The sequence below is a fragment of the Agrobacterium larrymoorei genome, assembly GCF_037722385.1.
Lineage (GTDB): Bacteria > Pseudomonadota > Alphaproteobacteria > Rhizobiales > Rhizobiaceae > Agrobacterium > Agrobacterium larrymoorei_C.
In genome coordinates this window covers 1-22,488 of sequence record NZ_JBBKAQ010000006.1, presented here as the reverse complement: position 1 = coordinate 22,488, position 22,488 = coordinate 1, and the positions used below count along the sequence as shown (strand labels likewise).

18 protein-coding genes and 1 pseudogene are annotated in these 22,488 nt (G+C 54.4%); 11 read left to right on the top strand and 8 right to left on the bottom strand.

The window, feature by feature from the left end:
* The 4 genes from WKI41_RS09770 to WKI41_RS09755 all read right to left on the bottom strand — a co-directional run bounded on the left by WKI41_RS09770 (position 1) and on the right by WKI41_RS09755 (position 4,775).
* The gene (locus WKI41_RS09770; protein WP_340193663.1) at positions 1–1,029 is read right to left on the bottom strand and encodes an esterase-like activity of phytase family protein; all 1,029 of its coding nucleotides are present in this window, start codon (positions 1,027–1,029) and stop codon (positions 1–3) included.
* Between the two features lies 1 nt (position 1,030).
* Positions 1,031–2,938 (bottom strand): cobaltochelatase subunit CobT, encoded by a 1,908-nt coding sequence (cobT, locus tag WKI41_RS09765; RefSeq protein ID WP_340193294.1) that lies wholly within the window; start codon positions 2,936–2,938, stop codon positions 1,031–1,033.
* 157 nt (positions 2,939–3,095) lie between these two features.
* Entirely contained in the window at positions 3,096–4,085 is a 990-nt protein-coding gene (gene cobS / locus WKI41_RS09760) for a cobaltochelatase subunit CobS (RefSeq protein WP_340193293.1), read from the bottom strand.
* 63 nt (positions 4,086–4,148) lie between these two features.
* The gene (locus WKI41_RS09755) at positions 4,149–4,775 is read right to left on the bottom strand and encodes a J domain-containing protein (protein ID WP_340193662.1); all 627 of its coding nucleotides are present in this window, start codon (positions 4,773–4,775) and stop codon (positions 4,149–4,151) included.
* Positions 4,776–4,886: 111 nt separating this feature from the next.
* On the opposite strand from WKI41_RS09755, the gene WKI41_RS09750 reads away from it, so the two are divergent.
* Positions 4,887–5,168, top strand: coding sequence for a BolA family protein (locus tag WKI41_RS09750; protein WP_340193292.1), 282 nt, complete (start codon positions 4,887–4,889; stop codon positions 5,166–5,168).
* A 29-nt stretch (positions 5,169–5,197) separates the two neighbouring features.
* Here WKI41_RS09750 and aroB read toward each other — a convergent pair whose 3' ends face one another.
* Both aroB and WKI41_RS09740 read right to left on the bottom strand, forming a co-directional pair.
* Positions 5,198–6,328, bottom strand: a complete 1,131-nt coding sequence (gene aroB, locus WKI41_RS09745; protein WP_340193291.1) for a 3-dehydroquinate synthase — start codon at positions 6,326–6,328, stop codon at positions 5,198–5,200.
* 4 nt (positions 6,329–6,332) lie between these two features.
* Complete coding sequence (locus WKI41_RS09740) at positions 6,333–6,914, bottom strand: shikimate kinase (protein ID WP_340193290.1); 582 nt, start codon at positions 6,912–6,914, stop codon at positions 6,333–6,335.
* Between the two features lie 184 nt (positions 6,915–7,098).
* Here WKI41_RS09740 and WKI41_RS09735 point away from each other — a divergent pair, with 184 nt between their 5' ends.
* The 3 genes from WKI41_RS09735 (at position 7,099) to WKI41_RS09725 (ending at position 9,237) form a co-directional block, all read left to right on the top strand.
* Positions 7,099–7,251 carry a hypothetical protein gene (locus WKI41_RS09735; protein ID WP_340193289.1) on the top strand — a complete coding sequence of 51 codons (153 nt, stop codon included), beginning with the start codon at positions 7,099–7,101 and terminating at the stop codon, positions 7,249–7,251.
* A 15-nt stretch (positions 7,252–7,266) separates the two neighbouring features.
* Positions 7,267–8,220 carry a site-specific tyrosine recombinase XerD gene (gene xerD / locus WKI41_RS09730; RefSeq protein WP_340193288.1) on the top strand — a complete coding sequence of 318 codons (954 nt, stop codon included), beginning with the start codon at positions 7,267–7,269 and terminating at the stop codon, positions 8,218–8,220.
* 63 nt (positions 8,221–8,283) lie between these two features.
* Positions 8,284–9,237, top strand: coding sequence for an acetyl-CoA carboxylase carboxyltransferase subunit alpha (locus WKI41_RS09725; RefSeq protein WP_340193287.1), 954 nt, complete (start codon positions 8,284–8,286; stop codon positions 9,235–9,237).
* 1,262 nt (positions 9,238–10,499) lie between these two features.
* Here WKI41_RS09725 and WKI41_RS09720 read toward each other — a convergent pair.
* Positions 10,500–11,279: a metallophosphoesterase gene (locus WKI41_RS09720; protein WP_340193286.1), complete on the bottom strand. Its 780-nt coding sequence runs from the start codon at positions 11,277–11,279 to the stop codon at positions 10,500–10,502.
* Between the two features lie 433 nt (positions 11,280–11,712).
* Between WKI41_RS09720 and WKI41_RS09715 the strand changes: the two genes are divergently transcribed.
* The 5 genes and pseudogenes from WKI41_RS09715 to WKI41_RS09695 all read left to right on the top strand — a co-directional run.
* A complete protein-coding gene (locus WKI41_RS09715; protein ID WP_340193285.1) occupies positions 11,713–12,432 on the top strand; it encodes a transglutaminase-like cysteine peptidase in 720 nt (239 codons plus the stop codon).
* A gap of 229 nt (positions 12,433–12,661) precedes the next feature.
* Positions 12,662–13,516 (top strand): glycosyltransferase family 2 protein, encoded by an 855-nt coding sequence (locus tag WKI41_RS09710; protein WP_340193284.1) that lies wholly within the window; start codon positions 12,662–12,664, stop codon positions 13,514–13,516.
* A gap of 307 nt (positions 13,517–13,823) precedes the next feature.
* Positions 13,824–14,909, top strand: coding sequence for an acyltransferase family protein (locus tag WKI41_RS09705; protein WP_340193283.1), 1,086 nt, complete (start codon positions 13,824–13,826; stop codon positions 14,907–14,909).
* Positions 14,902–16,086, top strand: coding sequence for a hypothetical protein (locus WKI41_RS09700; RefSeq protein WP_340193282.1), 1,185 nt, complete (start codon positions 14,902–14,904; stop codon positions 16,084–16,086). Before WKI41_RS09705 ends, WKI41_RS09700 begins: the two co-directional genes overlap by 8 nt.
* Positions 16,087–16,247: 161 nt before the next feature.
* Positions 16,248–16,537, top strand: a pseudogene (locus WKI41_RS09695) (IS3-like element IS426 family transposase); the annotation flags it as partial.
* A 47-nt stretch (positions 16,538–16,584) separates the two neighbouring features.
* Here the strand turns inward: WKI41_RS09695 and WKI41_RS09690 are convergent.
* Positions 16,585–19,533, bottom strand: a complete 2,949-nt coding sequence (locus WKI41_RS09690; protein ID WP_340193281.1) for a DUF4838 domain-containing protein — start codon at positions 19,531–19,533, stop codon at positions 16,585–16,587.
* A gap of 376 nt (positions 19,534–19,909) precedes the next feature.
* On the opposite strand from WKI41_RS09690, the gene WKI41_RS09685 reads away from it, so the two are divergent.
* On the top strand, positions 19,910–21,406 hold the full coding sequence (locus WKI41_RS09685) for a lipopolysaccharide biosynthesis protein (RefSeq protein ID WP_340193280.1): 1,497 nt from the start codon (positions 19,910–19,912) through the stop codon (positions 21,404–21,406).
* Between the two features lie 28 nt (positions 21,407–21,434).
* Positions 21,435–22,433: a polysaccharide pyruvyl transferase family protein gene (locus tag WKI41_RS09680; protein WP_340193279.1), complete on the top strand. Its 999-nt coding sequence runs from the start codon at positions 21,435–21,437 to the stop codon at positions 22,431–22,433.
* The last annotated feature ends 55 nt before the right edge of the window (positions 22,434–22,488 follow it).

Here is a 22,488-nt window from a genome sequence, read left to right as displayed (position 1 = left end):
TCAGTTCAGCTTGAACTCCAGCATCAGGTTTCGCTGGAGGAACGAGTGGTTGTCGTCCGATACAATGATAATATGCGTCGACCCATCGGGCTGGGTGACGACATCCATGCCTTCCATATTGTCGATCTGATAGGACGGGCCGGCTTCGATCAGCGTTTCTCCGTCAACGACAGCGCCTGGGCGAATATCCTGGCCAGCGATACGCCGAATGCGCATACCCGCGCCATCGCTGAAGTTGAAGCGGCGCTCCAGCAAGAGCAGATCGCCATTGGGCAGGAACGCGCCGTCCGTCGCGGCAAAATCGCCATGTTTCTTGACGGAAAACAGGCCCTTCAACGGCCCCTCAAGAATGGCGGCGTAAAGGTCGCCATTCTTATCCATGCTGTCTTCTGCAACTGCGACAAGCGCACCCTTAAGTGGTGAGTTTTCCGGCGAGGCGACAAGCGTCTCCAGCCCACCATTGCGGCGCAGTTCGCTGTTGCGGATCAGGTGAGGGAGCCGACCGCGGGGCCTGGCGTTGGCTAGATCTAGGCCCGGATAAATGCTGATGCGGTGAAACTGCTCGTAGCTGACATAAAGCCGGTCGCCGCGAAGCGCGAGACCTTCGGCATCCATATCCACTTTTCGGCGCGCAGCCGCTCCGGTCTCATTCAGCATCGGATCGATGTGCAACGCGGAGACGCCATTAAGCATGCCGGATGCGCCATCGCGCTCGATCTTGCCCGTCATCCAGTGGCCGGTATCCAGAACGGCGACAAAATTGCGTCCATCCGGGCGAAAGCGAATACTCGAAATCGCTCCGAAGGCGGGATCGGATGAGCGCATCGACAGCCCGCCGATGAATTGCAGCTTGCCGAAATGCTTCTCGCTCGACCCGACGAGGAAATCCCGGATCGGCGTGGAGGTGACTGCTACTTCGGCTGACGCAGCACCGATGGCCGCAGGGGCGAGAATTGCAAAAACAAAGGACAGCGCGGCGATCAGTTGGCCGGAAGATCGGCGGGGGGAGTTGCCCCCGCCATGACGCATCTTATCCAGCACGGCGCATCCTGCGGGATGGCTTGCCGGAGCTTGCGCTGGTGTCTTCGAAGAGCGCAGCAAGTTGCTCGGTCATCGCACCCGCCAACTCGTCGGCATCTACAATGGTTACGGCGCGACGGTAGTAGCGCGTCACGTCGTGGCCGATGCCGATGGCAAGAAGCTCGACAGGCGAACGGGTTTCGATCTGCTCGATCACAGCACGCAAGTGCCGTTCAAGATAGTTGCCCGGATTGACCGAAAGCGTCGAGTCGTCCACCGGCGCGCCATCGGAAATCATCATCATGATCTTGCGCTGTTCGGGCCGGTTGATCAGGCGGTTATGCGCCCACATAAGCGCTTCGCCGTCGATGTTTTCCTTGAGCAAGCCCTCGCGCATCATAAGCCCGAGATTACGCCTTGCGCGACGCCATGGCGCATCCGCGCTTTTATAGATGATATGACGCAAATCGTTGAGACGGCCGGGCGATGGCGGCTTGCCACTGGCCAGCCACTGCTCGCGTGACTGCCCACCCTTCCAGGCCTTGGTGGTAAAGCCGAGGATTTCCACCTTCACGCCCGAACGTTCCAGTGTGCGCGCCAGAATATCGGCACACGTCGCGGCGACTGTGATCGGCCGCCCGCGCATCGAGCCGGAATTGTCGATGACGAGCGAAACGACCGTATCGCGGAATTTCGTATCGCGTTCCTTCTTGAAGGAAAGCGGCTGCATCGGGTCGATGATCAGGCGCACAAGGCGGGCCGGATCGAGGTAGCCCTCTTCCAGATCGAAATCCCAGGAGCGATTCTGTTGCGCCATCAGACGACGCTGCAAACGGTTCGCTAAGCGCCCGACCGCGCCCTGAAGGTGCGCCAACTGCTTGTCGAGAAAGGCGCGCAAGCGATCGAGTTCCGCTTCGTCGCAAAGTTCCTCGGCGTGAATTTCCTCGTCGAACTCCTGCGTGAAGATGCGGTAATCGACCTTCTCATTGAAATCGTCGAAAGGGCTGTTCGGGCGACGGGTTTCGCCAGGCGTTTCGGAATCCTCATCGAGATCGTCGGACATTTCGTCCTCCGACATCTCGGCGCCATCCATCTCGCCATCTTCCATCTGCTCCTGAGAGGCCTCACTCTCTTCGGCAGGAGCGGCATCGGACCCGGCCTCTTCCTCGACCTGCTCTTCCTGCTGCTCGTTGCTGCGCGGCTGGTCTTCGTCGGATTCGGCTTCCTGGGATTCCGGCTCGTCATTCTCGTCGCCGAAATCCTCCGCCATCTGCATGGAGGTCAGCATCTTGCGGACGAGCTTGGAAAACGCCTTCTGATCTTCGATGACGCTTGAAAGGTCTTTCAGATCGCCGGACGCCTTGTCTTCGATGAAGGAGCGCCAGACGTCGAGAATCTTGCCGGCACTTTCCGGCGGCTTCTCACCGGTCAGCTTTTCACGAACCAGCAGCGCGACCGCCTCGGCAATTGGCGCGTCTTCCTGTGTGTTGATATTGCCGAAATTGGCCTTGGCATATTTCTCCGTGTTCATCGCACGAATGTTGTTCGCCATGCCCGGCATGCGCAGCGCGCCGATCGATTCCACGCGTGCCTGCTCTACAGCGTCGAAGATCTGACGTGCGTCAGCACCCTGCGGCGACATCGTCGCATGCACATCGCTATCGTGGCAGGCAAGCCGAAGTGCCATGGAATCGCCAAGGCCGCGGGTGATCGACACTTCCTGCGCCGTCGGCTTCTTGGAAATTTCCGGCAGACGCATGCGCTCGCCGGCAAGGCCAGGACGCTCATTGGCGAAAACCACTTCGACTTCAGAGCTACCCGCAACCGAACGTACGCAGCCGGTGATCGCCTGGCGCAACGGTTCGGTGTCGATCACCGTACCGGATTTGGGTCTCGAATTATCGCCGCGCGTTGCCATGGTCTTTCCTGTCGATTCTGAGCGCCCCGCGCGGGCACTACGCCCTTCGCGCGGAAGCGTCTTCGTCTTCATGCAATGGGAGCAACTTCGAACGCAAAGCTACGTTCGCCTTTGCGTGAAACTGCTCCAGCGATCTTCCCGGTTGTCGCCGGAAGGATTAGGCGCTGAGAACGATGTTCGCAGCACTTTCCTTCAGCTCGACGCCGAAAGCGCGCTGGTACTGCTCGGCAACAAGTGTCCGCTCCAGCTCATCGCACTTGTTGAGGAAGGTGACGCGGAAGGCGAAAGCGAGATCGCCAAAGATTTCCGCATTCTCAGCCCAGGTGATGACGGTACGCGGGCTCATAACGGTCGAGAGATCACCATTGATGAAGGCCGAGCGGGTAAGATCGGCAACGCGCACCATCTTCGATGCCGTTTCGCGACCCTTCTCGTTGTCGAGGCTCTTCACCTTGGCGACGATGATGTTCACTTCCTGCTCATGCGGCAGATAATTCAGCGTGGTAACGATAGACCAGCGGTCCATCTGCGCCTGGTTGATCTGCTGCGTGCCGTGGTAAAGACCGGTCGTGTCGCCGAGGCCGACGGTGTTGGCAGTTGCGAAAATGCGGAAAGCCGGGTGAGGGCGGATGACACGGCTCTGGTCGAGCAGCGTCAGGCGACCGGACGATTCCAGAACACGCTGGATAACGAACATGACGTCCGGGCGGCCGGCATCGTATTCGTCGAAGACGAGCGCGACATTGTGCTGGTAGGCCCAGGGCAGAATGCCGTCCTTGAACTCGGTGACCTGCTTGCCGTCCTTAAGAACGATAGCGTCTTTGCCGACGAGGTCGATACGAGAGACATGGCTGTCGAGGTTGACGCGCACGCACGGCCAGTTCAGGCGCGCCGCCACCTGTTCGATATGCGTGGATTTACCGGTGCCGTGGAAGCCGGACAACATGACACGTCGGTTATGAGCAAAGCCTGCAAGGATCGCCAGCGTCGTATCGCGGTCGAAAAGATAGTCCGGATCCAGATCGGGCACATAGGCGTCGCCCTGGCTGTAAGCCGGCACACGCAGATCCGTATCGATACCGAAGACCTCACGGACAGAAACAGTCGTATCCGGCAGGTTGGTAATATCAAGGTCAATTTTGCTCATCACGTCTCCAAGGCGGGTAGCAACCACCCGGCCACATCTTCATAAGGCAATCACCAAAAGGGCTTAGCAGAAACCCGATTGCTTTAACAATTGGTAGGCTTGAATTACAGCCCGAAAACGCTCTTCCGAACCGCGATCGCCACCATTAGCATCAGGATGGTGCTTTTTGACAAGCTCCTTATAGCGCCGTTTGATCTCATCTTGCTTGGCACCGGATGCGAGACCAAGCGTGTCGAAGGCCTTCGCTTCCAGGGTCTTGAGCTTGCGGTCCGGCTGGACGCGCTGGCCGCCCGCCCTTCCGTCGCCAAAACCATTGGTGAAGCCGAAAGGATCCCGGATTCGCGCATTTGCAGCACCCGAGCGCAATGTGGAATGTAGGGGGCTGTCGCGCGCTGTCTTGTTCACCCCGACAGTCCATGTCGGGCGGTGGCCGGTAATCGCTTCTTTCTGGTAGCGGGCAATTTCGCTGTCGGAGAGGCCAGAAAAATAATTGTAGCCCTTATTGTATTCCTTCACATGCTCGAAACAGAACATGAAGAATTGCCCTTCGGCGTTGCGGCCGACGGGTGCGCGGTGATTACCGGGTTTGTCGCATCCATCCCACTGGCAGACAGGGGCCTGAGCCTCCGGCGGTTGCTCTCTTTTGCGACGCGTTCGGATGCGGTCGAAATATTTCGAATCCAGTTTCATGATATCCCAATTATGGTGCGCAAAAGGGTGCACAACAAGAATTGACAAAGCGGAATGTTGCAGGCTTTTAGAGAGCCCTTTTAACAACGCGACAATCAGGAGATGGATGCCATGTCCCTGCGCCAACGCATGGAAAACAAGCTGCAAGAGGCATTTTCGCCCGATCGCCTGAATGTCATTGATGAAAGCCATATGCATGCCGGGCACCAGCCGGATATCACCGGCACAGGCGAGACGCATATGCGTGTTCAGATAGTGTGTGAGCAGTTCTCCGGCAAGTCTCGCGTCCACCGCCACCGGGCAATCAATGGACTGTTGAAACCCGAACTTGATGCAGGTTTGCACGCACTTGCCATCGAAGCCGCAGCGCCAGGGGAGCCGACGCGGTTCTGATCAGATAAGACGTCGATCGCCGCGGTGCGTCAGCCGGGATGCTTTTCCGAGAGGAAGCTCTGAACCTCAGATGCCGCAACATCGTCCGCCACGAAAGACTGGCCGATGCCGTGGGTCAGAATGAAGGTCAGCTTGCCACCCTTGACCTTCTTGTCCTGGGCGATCGCCGCCATCAGCGTCTCTACCGGCGGAAGCTGGCCTGGGATGTCCTTCATCGAGGTCGGCAGGCCAACTGCCTTCAGATGCGCTTCGACGCGGCTCGCATCATCCGGGCTTGCGAGATTCATGCGGGCGGAGAACTGGTGCGCCAGCACCATGCCGATGGCAACGCCTTCCCCGTGAACCAAGCGCTCGCTATTGTATTCGGTTGCCGCCTCCAGAGCGTGGCCGAATGTGTGGCCGAGGTTCAACAGAGCGCGAACACCGTTTTCCTTTTCATCCGCCACCACGACGTCGGACTTCGCCTGGCAGCTCGTCGCAATCGCCTCTATGCGAGCCGGGCCTCCTTTCTCGATCTCAGCCCAGTTCTTCTCAAGCCAGGAGAAGAAATCAGGCTTGTCGATCAGGCCGTATTTGACCACTTCGGCGTAGCCTGCACGGAACTCGCGCGGGCTCAGCGTATCGAGAACGGCCGTGTCAGCCAATACCAGATCCGGCTGGTGAAAGACGCCGACGAGATTCTTGCCGTGGCGGCTGTTGATGCCGGTCTTGCCGCCGACGGAGGAATCGACCTGCGCCAGAAGCGAGGTTGGAATTTGCACGAAGCGTACACCACGGCGAACGATGCCGGCGGCGAAGCCCGCCAGATCACCTATGACGCCGCCCCCGAGCGCGATGACCGCATCGTTGCGCTCGATCCGTGCGGCAAGGATGGCATCGCACACGGTGACGAGGTGATCGAAGCTCTTGGTCTTCTCGCCTGCCGGTAGCGTCAGAGATACAGCCTCGATGCCGTCGGTCTGCAGGCCATCCATCAGGGTTTCGAGATAGAGCGGCGCGACATGCTCATCGGTGATGATGGCGGCGCGCTTGCCTTTCAGCCGTGAGGAAATCTCTCCACCGGCGCGGCCGATCAGGCCCGGCCCAATCAGGATGTCATAGGCACGTTCACCCAGCGGAACATGAACAAGGCGCTCGTCGGTCTGGATGGCGGAGGGCATGGCATCAGGCTTTCTTGGTGAGGCTGGCGATGGCTTCTAGAACTTCCGTCGTGATGATGTCCTTTCGGACATCGCGCGATTCGATGGTGATATCGGCTTCGCAATAGATGGGGTAACGCTTCTCCATCAGCGCCGCGAGCGTCGCCTTCGGATTCTCGGTCTTGAGCAACGGGCGATGATCGCGCTTGTTGACGCGTTCCCACAGCACTTCGAGATCGGCTTTCAGCCAGAGCGACACGCCGCCGCGCTTGATATGTCTGCGGGTGTTCTCGTTGATGAAGGCCCCTCCACCGGTGGAGACGACCTTTGCGCCGCCGCGGAGCAGGCGCTTGATGACGCGCGTTTCCAGCGCTCGGAACTCGTCTTCACCATAGGTGGCAAAAAGCTCGGAGATCGTCATGCGCGAAACGCGTTCGATTTCGTCATCCGTATCGATGAAGGGTAACTTCAACTGCTGCGCGACCGACCTGCCGATGGCGGATTTTCCGGCACCCATCAGCCCGACGAAGACGATGTTGCGCCTGCCAAGAGCGGCACGCGCTTTCTCGCCCAAGCTCTGGGGAAGGGATAAATTGGTTTCGCTCATGAATGATGGCCCATTTGGCTTCGGTATCTTCAAATGTTTACCAAGCGTCAAGCCAAATTGCGGCTTATAGGCCAGAGAAATCGCCTGACCGGATGATGCCCACTGTGATGCGGGAAGGCCAGCGACGCCATGCCCTTGCCAAGATGTTCCCACAGGCAAGGCGACCAAGTGCTGCGGAGTGACCATGCCCACCCTTTTCCGTTTCATCTTCATCCTCGCGGCGATTGCCGGCATTATTTATGGGAGTATGGTGTCGCTTGTTTCGCTGGTGAAGCCGCGTGAAAGGGAGGTGACAGTGCGCATCCCTTCCGAGCGGCTCAACCCGCCGGCACCTTGAGGATCGGGTTAGATTATGTCTCGCCAGGATCATGCACGGCTGGAAGGCTTTCTGGAAATGATGAGCGCCGAGCGTGGGGCGGCGATGAACACGCTTGCCTCCTATGAACGCGACCTCACCGACCTGATGGCGTTTCTTTCCTCCCGCCAGGCGTCTTTGACCGAAGCGACTACAGCCGACCTCTCGGCCTATCTCGCCCATCTCTCCGCTCAAGGCTTTGCCGCATCCTCGCAGGCGCGACGCCTCTCCGCGCTCCGGCAGTTCTACAAGTTTCTCTATTCGGAGAATGTGCGCACCGACGATCCGACAGGAATTTTGGATGCACCACGCAAAGGTCGATCGCTTCCGAAAACCATAAGTGTCACGAGCGTCACGGCACTTCTCGCCAAAGCCGCAGAAGAAGCGGACCAAGAGGGGCCGGGCCAATTGGCGCGTATACGCATGCATCTTCTGCTGGAGTTGCTCTATGCCACCGGCATGCGTGTCAGCGAACTGGTCTCTCTGCCGGCAAAGGTCCTTCGTCACGAAGGTCGCTTCCTGATGATCCGTGGCAAGGGCAACAAGGACCGTGTCGTCCTGCTGTCACGAACGGCAATCGAGGCGATGGAGCGATATGACGCGGCCCGCAAAAAGCTTGTGCCAAAGGCCCAGCCGAAAGAAGAAAGTCCCTGGCTGTTTCCCTCGGCCAGCAAGGAGGGACATTTGCCCCGTCAGGTGTTCGCTCGCGACTTGAAGGACATAGCGATCCGCGCCGGTTTGACACCATCGGCCGTCTCGCCGCATGTACTCCGGCACGCCTTTGCCAGTCATCTTCTGCAGAACGGAGCGGATCTGCGCGCAGTGCAGGAACTGCTCGGCCATTCGGACATTTCCACGACACAAATATACACACATGTGTTGGAAGAACGCCTTCAAGAGTTGGTACAAACACACCACCCTCTTGCCAAACAGGGCAAAAACCTTGATTAGAGCGACCGGAACCGCCGGGAGAGCCCGGTCAAACCTTGCGCAAAACGATCGGAAACGGATCTCATGCTCAGCTATCTCGACTTCGAAAAACCCATTTCGGACCTGGAAGGCAAGATTCTTGAACTGAAGAAACTGGCCGCCGAAGACGAGAGCATCGATACGTCTGAGGAAATTTCGCGTTTGGAAGCGCGCGTCAATGACGCGATGCAGGACATCTATTCCAAGCTGAATGCCTGGCAGAAGACTCAAGTTGCGCGCCACCCGCAGCGACCGCACTTTATCGACTATGCCAGCGCGCTCTTCACGGATTTCACGCCGCTCGCGGGCGACCGCAAGTTTGCCGAAGATGCCGCCATCCAGGCAGGCTTAGGTCGCTTCAACGGCCAACCAGTCGCCATTATCGGCCAGGAAAAGGGTAACGATACCAAGTCGCGCCTCAAGCACAATTTCGGTAGCCCGCGTCCGGAAGGATATCGCAAGGCGATCCGCGTTCTGGAACTAGCCGACCGCTTCTCACTTCCCGTAGTCACGCTGATTGACACTGCCGGCGCTTATCCGGGTGTCGGTGCTGAAGAACGCGGACAGGCGGAAGCCATCGCTCGCTCGACGGAAATGTGCCTTAACGTCAAGGTTCCGATCGTGTCTGTGGTCATCGGCGAGGGCGGCTCCGGCGGCGCAATCGCGATCGCCACCGGCAACCGCGTCTACATGCTCGAACACGCGATTTATTCGGTGATCTCCCCAGAAGGTGCAGCCTCCATCCTCTGGCGCGACTCGACCCGCGCCAAGGAAGCAGCAACCAACATGAAGATCACCTCAGACGACCTGAAGGCGCTCGGCGTCATCGACGGCATCATTGCCGAACCGATCGGCGGAGCCCACCGCGACCCATCAGGCGTGATTGCTGCGACCGGCAGAACGATCGAATCCGCGCTGAAAGAACTCACAGCTCAGACCGGCAGCCAGCTTCGCGCCGAGCGCCGCCAGAAGTTCTTGGATATTGGGCGCAGCCTCTAATCCGCCTCCTGAGGCGATATCGTAGTTCGCTGGAGCAGACGCGGCATGTGGCTGGCTAGGAGCGCCCAGGTCTGAGATCAAGGGGCTTGTAGCAGACTTCTACAATCTCGGTTTCTGGGACATAGGGGGGGCGGTACGACACTTTGAGTAAATCGCATTCTGTCAGGGGCTGAGATACAACGCGGTACACGATTCTGTGAGGGCGAGGGGCTTTCGGCGCTGATGCTGCTTGCTCACGATAGTAAGAGTCTGAGATCATATCTGCTGCCAGAGCGGTGGTGCTGCCACTCATCAAGAGTGCGCCCAATGCGGTAAAGCTGATTATCGTAAGTATTGCGTTAATTTTAAACATCTTTATCTCCCCGTAATCGGCATGGAAAACGCATAAACTAAAGAAAGGTTGCGGGCTCTATAAAGCCACAGCACTTTTACTTAGGTTGGTATGGTATTCCCGGTTCATCAGGTAATTAAGCGCCATCTTTCGTGTCTTCCAACGATGTTGAAGGTAAATGAACAGCCGGTGGAGGATAGCTTTATTAGGCAATGGCCGCACCCAGAAGATCCTCGAGGCAGTCGCACGGCTTTTCGTGACGTGCCATGACGTTGCAGTCTAATCGCGCGAAAGTCCCTGCCAGATTATAGAGGCCACAGAACGACGGGCTCACAACCAGTTCTGCAACACATCATCACACTGGGCGAAACTCCAGCTACCGCTGCTGCGTCTTTTTGCGTAGCGATCAGCGGGGAAAATTTAGTAACACGAGGCCTGTCCATTGCCATCTACGTAGCAACGCTTGTGCGTGTTGCCGTCTACGCTTCCGTTGGGCACAACAATCACTGGAGGTGGCGTTACGCGACGGCGACTCCCGTCACGTGTGATCGATGCGCCGTTGTTCGGCGGAACTTGGAAGTTTTGGTTTCCATAGGTGCCCATGTAGCCGCCGGTTCCGTCGGGCTCGACGTCGAGATTACGCACCTGTTGGCCCTGAGCAGATATTGGTAAGCCTGCAAGGGTTATAATTAAGAGAAGCGTTTTCACGAGAACCTCCTTTCGCTAGCTTACTAAAATGCAGAACTTTAAGACTGCCAGTTTAGTGTGGCACTATTGCTGTACAACAGCAAATCATACCAGACACAAGCTTGATGTTCTGTGTTACGCCCGTAAGTTGCTCACACGCTTTATTCACATGACAATTAATGTATGGAGAGACTTCCACTAGGGTTCTTCGCGAGCCAGGTCCTACGCCGACAGCGCTTAGAGTCTATAAAACTGAAACGTCGCCACGGTCTATTTTCAAGACAGTTAAATTTCCAGTCTGAAAAGCGCCGGTGTCTATACCGATCCTCCCCGGGCCAAAAGATACCTCCAGCCGAGGTGTATGCCCGTGGACGACGACAAGCGGGAGATCGGGACCTTGCGAAATGAACGGCTCACGTATCCATAGGAGGTCACTGTCGTGCTGAGCATCAAGCGGCACGCCAGGCTTGATCCCGGCGTGAACGAAGAGATATGGTCCAACCTTTAGGCTGACCGGTAGGCCCGCCAGAAAATCGATATGCTCCTGAGGAATGCCTTCCCTCATAACCTCAGTGAGCGCAGCGCTGCCAAATCCCTTCTGCCGTTTTAGATAATCGAGATCTATACCGTACGAGAGCAATGTTTGCTTCCCTGCCTGACTAAGCCAAGTAGGGTAAGCGTCAGGGTGCTGAAGCACTTTATAGAAGACATCATCGTGGTTGCCGCATAAAGCCAGTCTCCGCAAGCCGTGATTACTCGGCCGTATCAAATGGTCCAGTACTGTCTGGGACGCGGGGCCTTTAGCGACGTAATCCCCTAAGAGGACAACAAGCCCACTTCGTCCCGATAGGCTCATATCATTGACAATCCTGCTTTCCGCATCGCGCAGAAGATCGATGCATCCGTGTATGTCACCAATCGCGTATATCGGGTAGCTAGGCTCTTGGTCGCCAGTGTCAATTCGTCTACGAGCCGTTGTGGTTTTCTGCTTCTTCTTAAAGAACGCGCCCTTAATCCACTTCATAGGGTCATCGCCGCTGACAAGCGGTGCAAGCTTTTTTGCTTTTCCATGAAACTCCCACGTATGCTATCGCAACAATCTAGGACAACGAGCAGCGATTGAGCATACCTGCATCCACCGGTCGCGAGGCGGTCCACGACATCTAATATATCATCAGATTCTGCTAAGTCATTAAGCTGCACGCCCGCCACCGTTACCGATGCTGCTGACTCTAGTACCGACTCTTTGCTCGTTTGATGGAAGAGCATTTCTCCCTCCATCCCAGCATAGGGCTCGTTCAATGACGACAGCACCGCGCCAGACAATTACGTCTCGAAGCCTTAAATCCAACAGCCGTTGATCCATGAATTTCAGCATCGATAACATTTTAATGATTATTTGAACGGGATGTAGAACGACCTTGTCCATAGTCGGGATGTCTGAAGAGGATAACCCGATGACCATAAGAAACGTAACCCTTCATATCGCCGCTTTCGTTGGAATTCTCACTTCGAGCCCGTCGCATGGACTTGCTGCAGGTGTAGGCGGTTACGCCCGTGATTTGGGAGCCGCCGCCAAAAGGATTGTCGAAGGAGAGTTTGCACTGGCCCCTCTGGCGAGTGTTGCCTTCTGCATGAAAAACGCGGATCAATGCAGAGACACCGGGGGTCAGGTCGTCGAGTTAACGGACGCTCGTCAAGCGGAACTTTTCGGGGTCAATTCAAAGGTCAACCGTAGCATCAAGCCAAAGAGTGACTCGCCTACGGCAGATGTGTGGAGCGTTGACGTCGCCGCAGGCGATTGCGAAGATTATGCGCTGACAAAACGCAAACGGCTGCTCGAACTCGGATGGCCATCGCGAGCGCTACGCATGGCAGTCGCGATAACTCCGTCCGGAGAGGGGCACGCTGTCCTGGTTATTCGAACCTCAAAAGGAGATCTTGTCCTCGACAATCGCACGTCGCAGGTAAAAGATTGGAGCAAAACTGATCTCTTCTGGTTGAAGATGCAGTCCTCCAACCCAGAGATTTGGGTTTCAATGCAGTCTCGCCCTAACCGACCTGTGTTGGTTTCCGAAAGAGAAAAAGATCGACGTCCAGCTACGGTGACCCGCAAACCACCGGTACCTGTTGTTCAGGTCTTCAGTGATATTGGAGTTTACAACACAAGAAAATAATACTCGAGTGTCGGTTTCGAATGGCGCCTTTCAAGACCGATCTTGCACCGTGCCGGCCTTGGAACAGCGGTGGCTTGTATTAAATCTTAAAAATAAGCAAATAATAAAATAAAACTACCGCAGCGCCCTGCGATAAACTTGTAGGCTTGCTTTACGGTATTTGGCGTGTCATATGGAACATTGTGTTTCGCACTGCGATAAATGGCGCATTTATAGGACAAATGCATATTTGACGGGGCAACAAATGTGCTTAAAAGATCAACTCCACGTCGTTATTGTTAATTATAGAACACCGGCTCTAGCGATACGTTGCGTTGAATCGATCTTACGCCACGACATTGTATCGCCGACCGGAATTACGATTGTTGAAAACTGCTCTGGCGACTCTTCTTTCGAAGAGATGTCGGCGGCTCTGCCGGGGATCTCGATCATCCAATCGCCCTCAAATGGAGGGTTCGGAGCAGGCGTCAATTTCGGCTGCCGCGGTTTGACTGCGAAATATCTCCTTATTTTAAATCCAGACACTTATTTCGAATACGACAGTGTGTCGCCCGTAACTGCTCATATGGAAGAGAATCGGGACGTCGGTATTGTGGGTCTGGATCTCATCAATCCGGACGGAACGCGCCAGTATTCGGCGCGCCGTTTTTACTCGGCACTCGATATCTTTGCGCGGCGAAGCAAAGCGTTCTCGCCATTCATGCCAAAGCGGATCGAGCGCCATCTCATGCAAGACGCCTATGCGAGGAACATTCCTTTTGACGCAGAGTGGGTAATGGGCACGGGCTTTATCATCCGGCGTGACGTCCTTGAGGCGGTTGGTGGCATGGATGTCGATTACTTTCTTTATATGGAAGATGTTGATCTCTGTGCCCGGGTTTGGTGCGAGGGGTACCGTGTCCAATGTTTGCCGCAGGCGCAACTGGTGCATGACCATCAGCGCTCAAGCGCTGTCAGCGCATTCAGCTTTGCTGGGAAGACGCATCTGAAGAGCCTATTGAAATTTGCCAGGAGATTCAGTCTTCCTTTGATACGGCCGCCTGGCACGCGAAACATAGTCGCCAGCTTTTCTGGTCGGCGCTGAAAAGTGTGGCGGTTTTTATTCGATAGCAGTTTGTTCGATAGAGGACTGCGTCACTTCCTTCGATGTGCGCTAAGTAGCGCGTCGGTGATTTTCCTGCGACTCATCTATGAGAAAGCTTCACCGCGATGCAGTGTCGGACGCACCTAAGAAGACCTAAAAACTGGTTTTCCGAAACCCGCCCGAATATACCTAACCTCTAATCTCCAGCAGCACTAGCTGTTTGGAGTTTTCTAGCTCAACCCATCCGGGTTTACGATGATCGCCGGCGCATGCTAGATACAAACGCAATCAGACCGAAGGAACTCTAATGCGCTTTAGGACAATTTTATCGGACTCATCAACAAGCGCCTCTGTCCCTAGAAAAACCAACCTAAAGATCACTAAAATACTCCTATCGGTATTCGTTTTCTTATCACACATGTATATACTTGCCGGAGTGAAATTTCTAAGCTTTATGTCATTCACTGATATCGAAATGCGCGTGCAATCGTTCTTCGTTATCAGCGGATTTTTTCTGTATCTTTCTTACAAAAAAACCACTTCTGTATCCGATTTTCTTAAACGGCGTATGGAGCGGCTGTATCCCCCCTACTGTGCTGCAATAATGTTTACCCTGTTGATAGGGCTCATATGGATATCGGCGAGCCAACAAAAGATCGACGTAATAGGAATTCTTAAGTACACGATATTCAATCTTCTAACTCTCAATTTTATTGCGCCTAATATTCCTGGACTCTTTACTGATAATCCTATTCCTGCAGCCAACGGCGCCTTATGGACCATGAAGGTCGAGCTTTCCTTCTGTGCTGCTATCCCACTATTGTTTTTCTTTTCGCGGTGGGTCGGCTTCTTCACCCTTTTGATATCAACTTATGTGGCGTCTTCGATGTATTACATCTATATGAAGCACACTTATTTGTTGACAGGAAACTCAATATACGAAGTGTTTTCGCGGCAACCTCCTGGGCAGCTCAGGTTTCTTGTTGCGGGCATATTGTTCTGCGTTTTCATCGAGAAGTTTAGGGCTATGGTTTGGGAGGTGCGACTAGTTGTCATCCTTTTTTCGGTTGGGATAGTTTGGTTTCGTGAAGATCTACAGGTCCTTTATCCCCCTGCTCTGGCAACTATAATTTTTTCTTTGGTGTTCGCTCCCTATCTGTCGCTCCCAGACAAGTTGCCAGACATTTCTTACGGTATTTATTTGTATCACTTTCCGATCATTCAGCTTTCGGTCGCCTTGGGAGTTGCCAAGTCAGCCCCGCTCGTGGCGACGCTGAGTTGCGCCGCTGCCACTATTTTTATGGCGCTTGTGTCCAGAAGAATAGAATTGACCTGGTGGGCGCCCTCCAATTCACGACCGACCCGGCAGATGGTAGAGAAAAGTGATGGGTGAGAAAAAATCTGCCGAGCAATCCGTGAAATATCATTTGGTAGATATACTGTTTATCATTTTTCTTGTTGTGAGCTCTCTCCAGTTTGTTCAGTTGTCGTTTTTGCGTATATCTCAAGTATACACCATGGTAGCTCTGCTGTTCTTTCTTACAAAGAAATATAGGGTCGCTGACACCCGTTTCTTGCTTATTCATTGCTCTTTTTTGCTCTGGGCTCTCGTTGTGACCTTGTTTGCTGGTTATGAAAAGTTCAAGGTATTCGAGCAGGTCATTAAGTTTGGTGTGCTTTACCCTGCAAGCTATTTACTTGGCTTGGTATTCGCCCGTTTTTTTATCAAACAAAACCATTTTCCAATTGGCTGGAAGTTCGTGGTTGGGTTTCTGTGTTTTCAGGTGTTGTGCCAGAAGCTGTCGCTTCCGATCATCTTTCAAGACGTTTCTTTTCAGCGGGATGCTCTCCACGGGACTTTCCGAGAAAGAAACTGGCTCGCATTTTTCTTTTTTTTTATTTCCTCGACAGTTTTTTTAGCTGGTCGAAGGGACGGCCGCGATGCGGTAATCTTTGTGGGAGTCATTTTGGCGGTCACACTGCTATCCGGCTCCAAAGTTATGATGCTCTGCTCAATGCTTATCGTATTTTTTGCAGCTAAGATTAACTGGACCTTGAAGCCGATCGCGGTAGGAGTGGGCATAATCGCGACTGTTTACATATTCAGTTCTCAGTTGGATCAGTCCGCACTCGAAGCAAGGTTGGAGAACGAGCGCGGCGCGTCATTGACCGCTGCCATAGAACTTATCCTCGCTGAACCTATCGGGCATGGTTTTGGGTACGTAGAATACTATTTTTCGTCCGAGTTTCCTTACTCGATACAAGGCCTCGGCGAAGGCACGAATGCGGTATTTTCTACTCCTCTCGACCTGATTATCATAGCTGGGCCAGTGGGCTTTCTGTATTGGGCATTCATCTTCTGTGGCGCAAGAGACGGGCGAGGGCTCACCATCTTGTCGATTGCAGCTTGGTCGCTGCTGAACCCGTTGCATCAGGCTGATTTGACTTATTTTGCATTGGCTTTCTTGAGCCAGTTTTCGGCTTTTGGGCAATCAAAGATGCCGCCTTGGCGATTGAGGCCTTCTACCAAGATTAACTCTAACCAGCCTGCGAAGGAATGGAGAGAGTAGCTCCTCGACCGACTATCCATCATTTTCTCACGATCACTTGGATGGAATGTCAACGCCTTATTCACTGTTTGTCGTCAGAGGTGCACACAAAGATGCCAATCGCTCACCTCAACTTCCCCTTCGACAACATGTTGATAATTGACAGCCATCGATAGCGTGGCGGAACCCGCCAAAAGGCGGAGGATGCAGTGCTTCTGCCCGTCATTCGCGGGGCCGGCAGATAAAGACCCCACTTATGGTCAACGAGGGGTTCCCGCGCCGCTCCACCGCAAAAGGTGAACGACCAATCAGCCTGTCGTTCGCCCCAAACAGGTGCATTGCATTATGGGGAACCATACGATGCTGCTCGAGAAGGGTACGGTCGTTTGCGTAGGCCGCATCCACTACGGCGAGATCATGTTCATGCGCTTAAACCTGCTCTGATGGTCTGGAGTTCACTTGCTGGAACAGCTAACTCATTCTTAAAGCCTTCATCATAGACGCATTCGACCCACGATCTCAACGGCAGTTTCCACCAATCGCGCTCTGAACTCCCCTTGTCACGCGCTTCGAAACTGCAATTAACCTATCAACCATAACTGCTGAGCCGTCAGGGCCTTTTCGCGGCTGGATATAGATCCGGTGCCGGCCGTCCGTTGTGAAGCGAAAAGGACCGCCAGGAGCTTCAACCCACCGGTATCCGTCACCCGATTCAGGATCATTATGCACTGTGGTAAAGCAGGACATTGGCGGTGTTGACCCTACCCTTGCAATTTCCTCGTTCCCTTTGATACCACCTTTACCGCGAACGGCTACATACACCCACCAAGCCCCTTCCCTCGGTAGTTTGTCGAAAACAAGTTGGGTGTTCCAGCCTTCAAAGCTCCGGGCGAGGGCAATCGCTGAGCCATCGGACGCGATAGGGTCGCTGACTATGGTGCTCTTTGATCCTGCATAACGCTGGAAGGAAATATCCTGGATGTCTCTCCACTGTGGGCTATCACGGACGATGTCTGGAAGGCTCGCTGGCTCAATCGTCGTCATCTCTAGCAAGCTTTTGAGTTCCTTCACGCTGCTGGCTTGCATATACTGACCAATCTTATTCGCCTCTATGGTTTGCCAGAAGCGCCTGAGCCGGTCCGGACGAGTTGCAACGACGTCGAAGCCGATCTCGTGTTGTGCTCGCAGGTAGTCCGACTGTCGTCTAAGAATAACGAAATCGACTGGCAGGCGGGCCAGATGAACCTGTGCGGCATACCCCGTTCCCACGACAGCCTTTTCCGCCTTATCGAAGAGCGAATCGGCGCGCGATATAAAATCTGCGTCGAACATCTCCATATCGACCGTCGTCTTTTCGGAAAGTACGTCATCCGTGGCAGCGAGTTTGTCATGCATGAGGCGAATGTAGTCGAGCACTTGCGGAGCCGCGGGGCCGTAATATTTTTCGCAGAACTCGGTAATGATCGCCCAGGGGTCCTGGTTCGGGTCCCAAAGTAACCGGGCGATCATCCAAGCGCGCAGCGCGGCAAATTCCGCACCACGTGTGTTGAAGCTTCCTTCGCCCATGTAACCTTCGACGTGATCGAGTGAAGCAAGCCACTTTACCGTGTTTCCAATCGGCAAGATATTGGGCGTTGGCTGGAGATATCCGGCAAAATTTGTGATGTGGTCCCACACCAGAACGTGCTTTGCAATCGCGTTCCAACCCGCCAGATCTTCGCCGAGCTTCTGATTGGATTGACCATTCAGTGCGTCCCGGTAGTTCACCTGAATGGTCATAGGATAGACGAGGATATAGTCTGGAACCGTCATGCCTTCCGGGGGCGTAAAACTCCAGTGATAGGCGTTGAACGCCAATCGTGCGCCGGGAAGCTCCGCGCGCACCAGATCGGCAACCTCTATCATCATGTCGAGACGTGGAGCTGACGGATGGCCACCGTGCTTCGCCGCGAAAGCCCTGCTCGCTGGGTCCATGTCCCAGCCCCAGTCCATGTCGTGGATCGAGAACCATAACTTGCGGTAGTCCGGCAGGGCTCTCAATCGTTGGACGACGACCCGCGCCATTTCCGCGCGCATGTCTTTATTCATCATCGCGAGCTGCCCGCCCGCATACCACTCACGATGGGTAGCTTGATATATCTTCTTGGGCAATAACTCGTAGAAATTGAAGATGGTCCCCCTGGTTGCCCAGCTTTCGTTCCAGGAGTCAATGCCGTTCGGCGTGGGCAAAAAGGAAGGCCCGTGGGATTGCCCGCTCATGAGATTGCGCTGCCTCCACGGTTTGTTATCGGCTTCGACGCTGAGGACCTCACGGAAAGCGAAGCGCGGCACCTGACGCTCGTTAAGTTCTGGGAGCGTGATATCCGGTGTCTTGGGCCAATAGGTAAACGTGGGAGACAACCAGCGAACGCCAAGTTTATGGTCGAGAAACCAATTGACTCCGTACATACTACCTCGAGGTGTCGCGCCTGCGATCAGTATATGCGCGCCAAAGGTTCGGATCAAAAATCCGTCGTCCCCCAGCCCGTTGAAGTCTGCATCAGTGAAAGCGCGTTTCGCTATGGCGTTTTTGCGTCCGACCACCAGCAGCGGCTCTGCCGCCACTGCTTCGTCTGTAGACAGCTGCACAGGTGCCGTCGCGTCCGCGAGCTTAGCTGTGAAGTCGGATAGATCGGCTGCAGCTTGCAGCGTAATGATATCTTCTTGTGTGCCAACATGCACGCGCATCGACATTTGACCATTCTCCGCAAGCCGATAGCGATGATCGTCCGGCGCGGGCTGCGCAAGTTGGCTCGTCAACTGTCGGGAATTGGCGACCGGATCGGCAGGCGGCGACAACCGCTGCTTGGTAAGAGCGTTCTTGCCGACATCAGGGACAGTTGTCGGGGAGTCGTCAGTCTCAGTGAGTGACACTTCAGTGAACGCTGCCTCGCCCGCAGAGCAGATAGTTTTGCGTAGGTACAGAACCATCTGGTCCACGTCTTCGGGTACCCGAAAAACGATCGAATGGCTCTGCCAGCCAACTCCGCCGCCCGTAACGAAGGCTGCTGCTTCCCGCCGCTTCGCCGACGTCATAGCGCATTTGCCCTCAGAGCGGTCATCAACCGAGACGGAAGCAGGACCACGCCAGCTTCCATTTTGCTTTTCTTTGGCGCGGAAACTATATTGGACATAAACCGTGTTTGCTGGTGCTGTATCGCTGAATATTTTGGCTGAAAGCCGGTAGTTGCGTCCACCTGTGACCGGTATATGTTCTTGGACGATCATGCCGGACCGGAGCGAGACCGCGTTACTGCCATCGACTGCCTTTATCGCGGTACCATACCCCTTGGCCCACCAGGGGCGCAGTTCATTTGTCCCGAAGGAACCATTCGTTACACGATCGCGTCCAGCGGTATCGGCAGTCGCGGGCGACAAAAGCGACCACATAATAAGGAACGTGGTAGCAATTTTGGGGATGCACGACATTAATGGACCTTCCGGTTCGCCACTTTTTGAATAAGTATATGCTTAAGAACTGCAACGAATTCCGCCTCGTTGGCTGAGCCTTGTCTAGTTTCTTACCAAATAGATTGTGTCGCGTCTAACACCATGAGTATTCCGTATGGATTATCTCGCCGTTAGACTTGGATAATCGGCTATTTAAAAAAGATATCGCGCTTCGGAGGCTCGTTGTTGGATTGCTTCTGAATAACGCAGTAAACCGGTCCCATCGCTTGAAACCTGGCGCCCCCGATTACTTGCGTAACGGAAAGTTCTGTGTGCATATGCGAAATGAGAGGCGGGAAGTCTCTTGGTGCCAATTCGAAAATAGACTGATTTCCTCGGTCGCCAAGGATTTAACATGGCCAATGTGGCCGATCGACTTCTAAAAGGCAGCCTTTGGGTCTCGGTGTCGCGAGCCGTTACGAACGGGCTTTCGACGCTCAGCACCATTATTTTGGCTTGGTACCTACTGCCATCGGATTTCGGCGTGGTGGCAATTGCCACGACCATTCTGGTAATCGTCCAGACAGTGACGGACATGTCTCTCAATGAGGCGTTAATCCGTCATCCTGATCCCAACGAATCGCATTTCAGCGCTGCATGGACTTTGTCGGCGATGCGAGGGGCCATCCTTAGTCTTGTCCTAGCCGCTATTTCTTATCCTTTGGCCATCCTCTATGAAGAGCCACGTCTTCCGGGCATCATAATAGTGTTGAGTCTTTCCGTCTTCGTCGGTGGCCTCGCCAATCCCAGACGGATCATGCTGCAGCGCGATCTGGTCTTTTGGCAGGAGTTCGTACTCAACGTGTCACAGAAGATCGCAGGTTTTGTGGTAACCGTGGCTGTCGCAATGATTTATCACAGCTATTGGGCATTGGTTGTCGGAGTTGTGGTTTCGCAGGTCGTTATGGTGGCGGCATCTTATTTGGTGATGCCGTTCATGCCGCGGATCAAGTTTGGGCATATTCGAGAGTTCCTTTCCTTTTCTATCTGGATAACCGCTGGACAAATTGTGAATACGCTTAACTGGCGCTTCGACTATTTGTTGATCGGCAAGTTTCTCGATAAGAGTTCGATCGGTTTTTACTCCTTGGGCGGCACGCTGGCCGCGACGCCGACTCGTGAGGCCACTGCCCCGCTGACAGCAGTGATCTATCCTGCATTCGTCAATGTTCGCGGTGACGTCAAGCGACTCGCAGCCGCTTACCAGCGCTCTCAGGCACTGGTAACGGCAATCGCCTTGCCCGCTGGCATTGGCACGGCGGTGATTGCCGATCCACTCGTGCGGCTCGCGCTTGGAGAAAAATGGCTTCCCGTCATCTTCATCATGCAGGCGCTTGCTTCGGTGTATGCAATCCAGACGCTCGGATCGCTCAGCCAACCCCTGGGGATGGCGCTTGGTAAAACCAAGACGCTGTTTTTCAGGGATACTCAGATGCTTCTGGTTCGCGTACCGATTGTCACAATTGGACTTGTCTTGTGGGGGTTGCCTGGATTGATTATTAGCCGCATCTTTACAGGTGTATTCGCAGCCATCGTCAATATGTTTGTAGTTAAGCGGTTTATCGACCTGTCGGTTTCTGCGCAACTATGGGCGAATTTTCGTGCGCTGCTGAGTTCTGCAATCATGGCCGCGTGTGTATTGCTACTTCATCGCTATCTCGGTACGAAATCCACACCTTCAGATCTGGCATGGCAACTTGGTGGTCTGATAACCGCTGGTGCAGTTAGCTATTGCGGCTCAAGTTTCCTGTTGTGGGTCATGATGCAATATCCGGACGGACCAGAGTCGGAAGCTGCAAAAATTATATCTAAGATCTTACTCAAGTTTCGTCCTGCCCGTTTTAAAAGCTAGCTCAGCATAATTTAAGGTTGAAAAGACGATGTTATCTCTAAGCCGCTCAGCTCTCATCGCCAGTTTGCAAGACAAGACCCATGACGCCCTTGGGAAATTCGTCGTGCCTGAACAGCCGCTGGCGATATTGGATTTTCCCGATATCAGGAATTGCGGCGATTCAGCGATATGGTTGGGTGAAATGGCCTATCTGAAGGACCGTTTCGGCAAGCGACCGAGTTATGTAAGCCGAGCCGGGGACTTTTCACCCGAAGCACTCAAGAAGGCGGTGCCGGAAGGGCCGATTTTCATTCATGGCGGCGGCAATTTCGGCGACATCTGGGTTGGTCACCAAGACTTCCGGGAGCAGGTCATGGAAGTGTTTCCTCAACGTCCTATCGTGCAATTTCCGCAGTCAATACATTACGGATCGGCCGAGCGTGTGGAAAAAACCAAGCGCGCTATTGGAAAGCACGGGAAGTTTACGCTTCTCGTTCGTGACGAAGAATCGTTCGATTTCGCGCAGAAGCATTTCGATTGTGAAGTTATCCTGTGTCCGGACATGGCTTTCTGTATCGGCGAAGTTAAGGCTGCCGACCCCAAATTTCCGGTTCTCGCGATGCTCCGTGAAGACAAGGAGCAAGTGAGCGCGATAGATTTTTCAGCCTATCCCGATATCCCTAAGGAAGATTGGATCACCGAGAACCGCAACGAGGTGCTTCTGGAAAAGGCTAAAGGTGTCGTATCGGCGTGGCTCAATCTACATCCGTCCGAAGCGCGGTTGCGCAAACTAGACGCGGCGGCTCACCATCGCTTCAATCGCGGTATCACGCAGATTGCGCGCGGCAAGGCGTTGGTTACAGACCGCCTGCACGTGCATATCTGCTCGCTACTGACAGGCCGTCCGCATGCCGTTCTGGACAACAACTACGGGAAGATTCGTCGGTTCATGGCCGCTTTTTCAGGCGGAACGGACCTGTCCTATAAAGCGACATCTCTCGAAGATGGCATTAACTGGGCGCGTGCCAAGGCTGCAGAAGCAGGCTGAATCGCCACCCTTGGGATACGGAGCTTTCATGACTCTTTTAACATTCATCATCCCG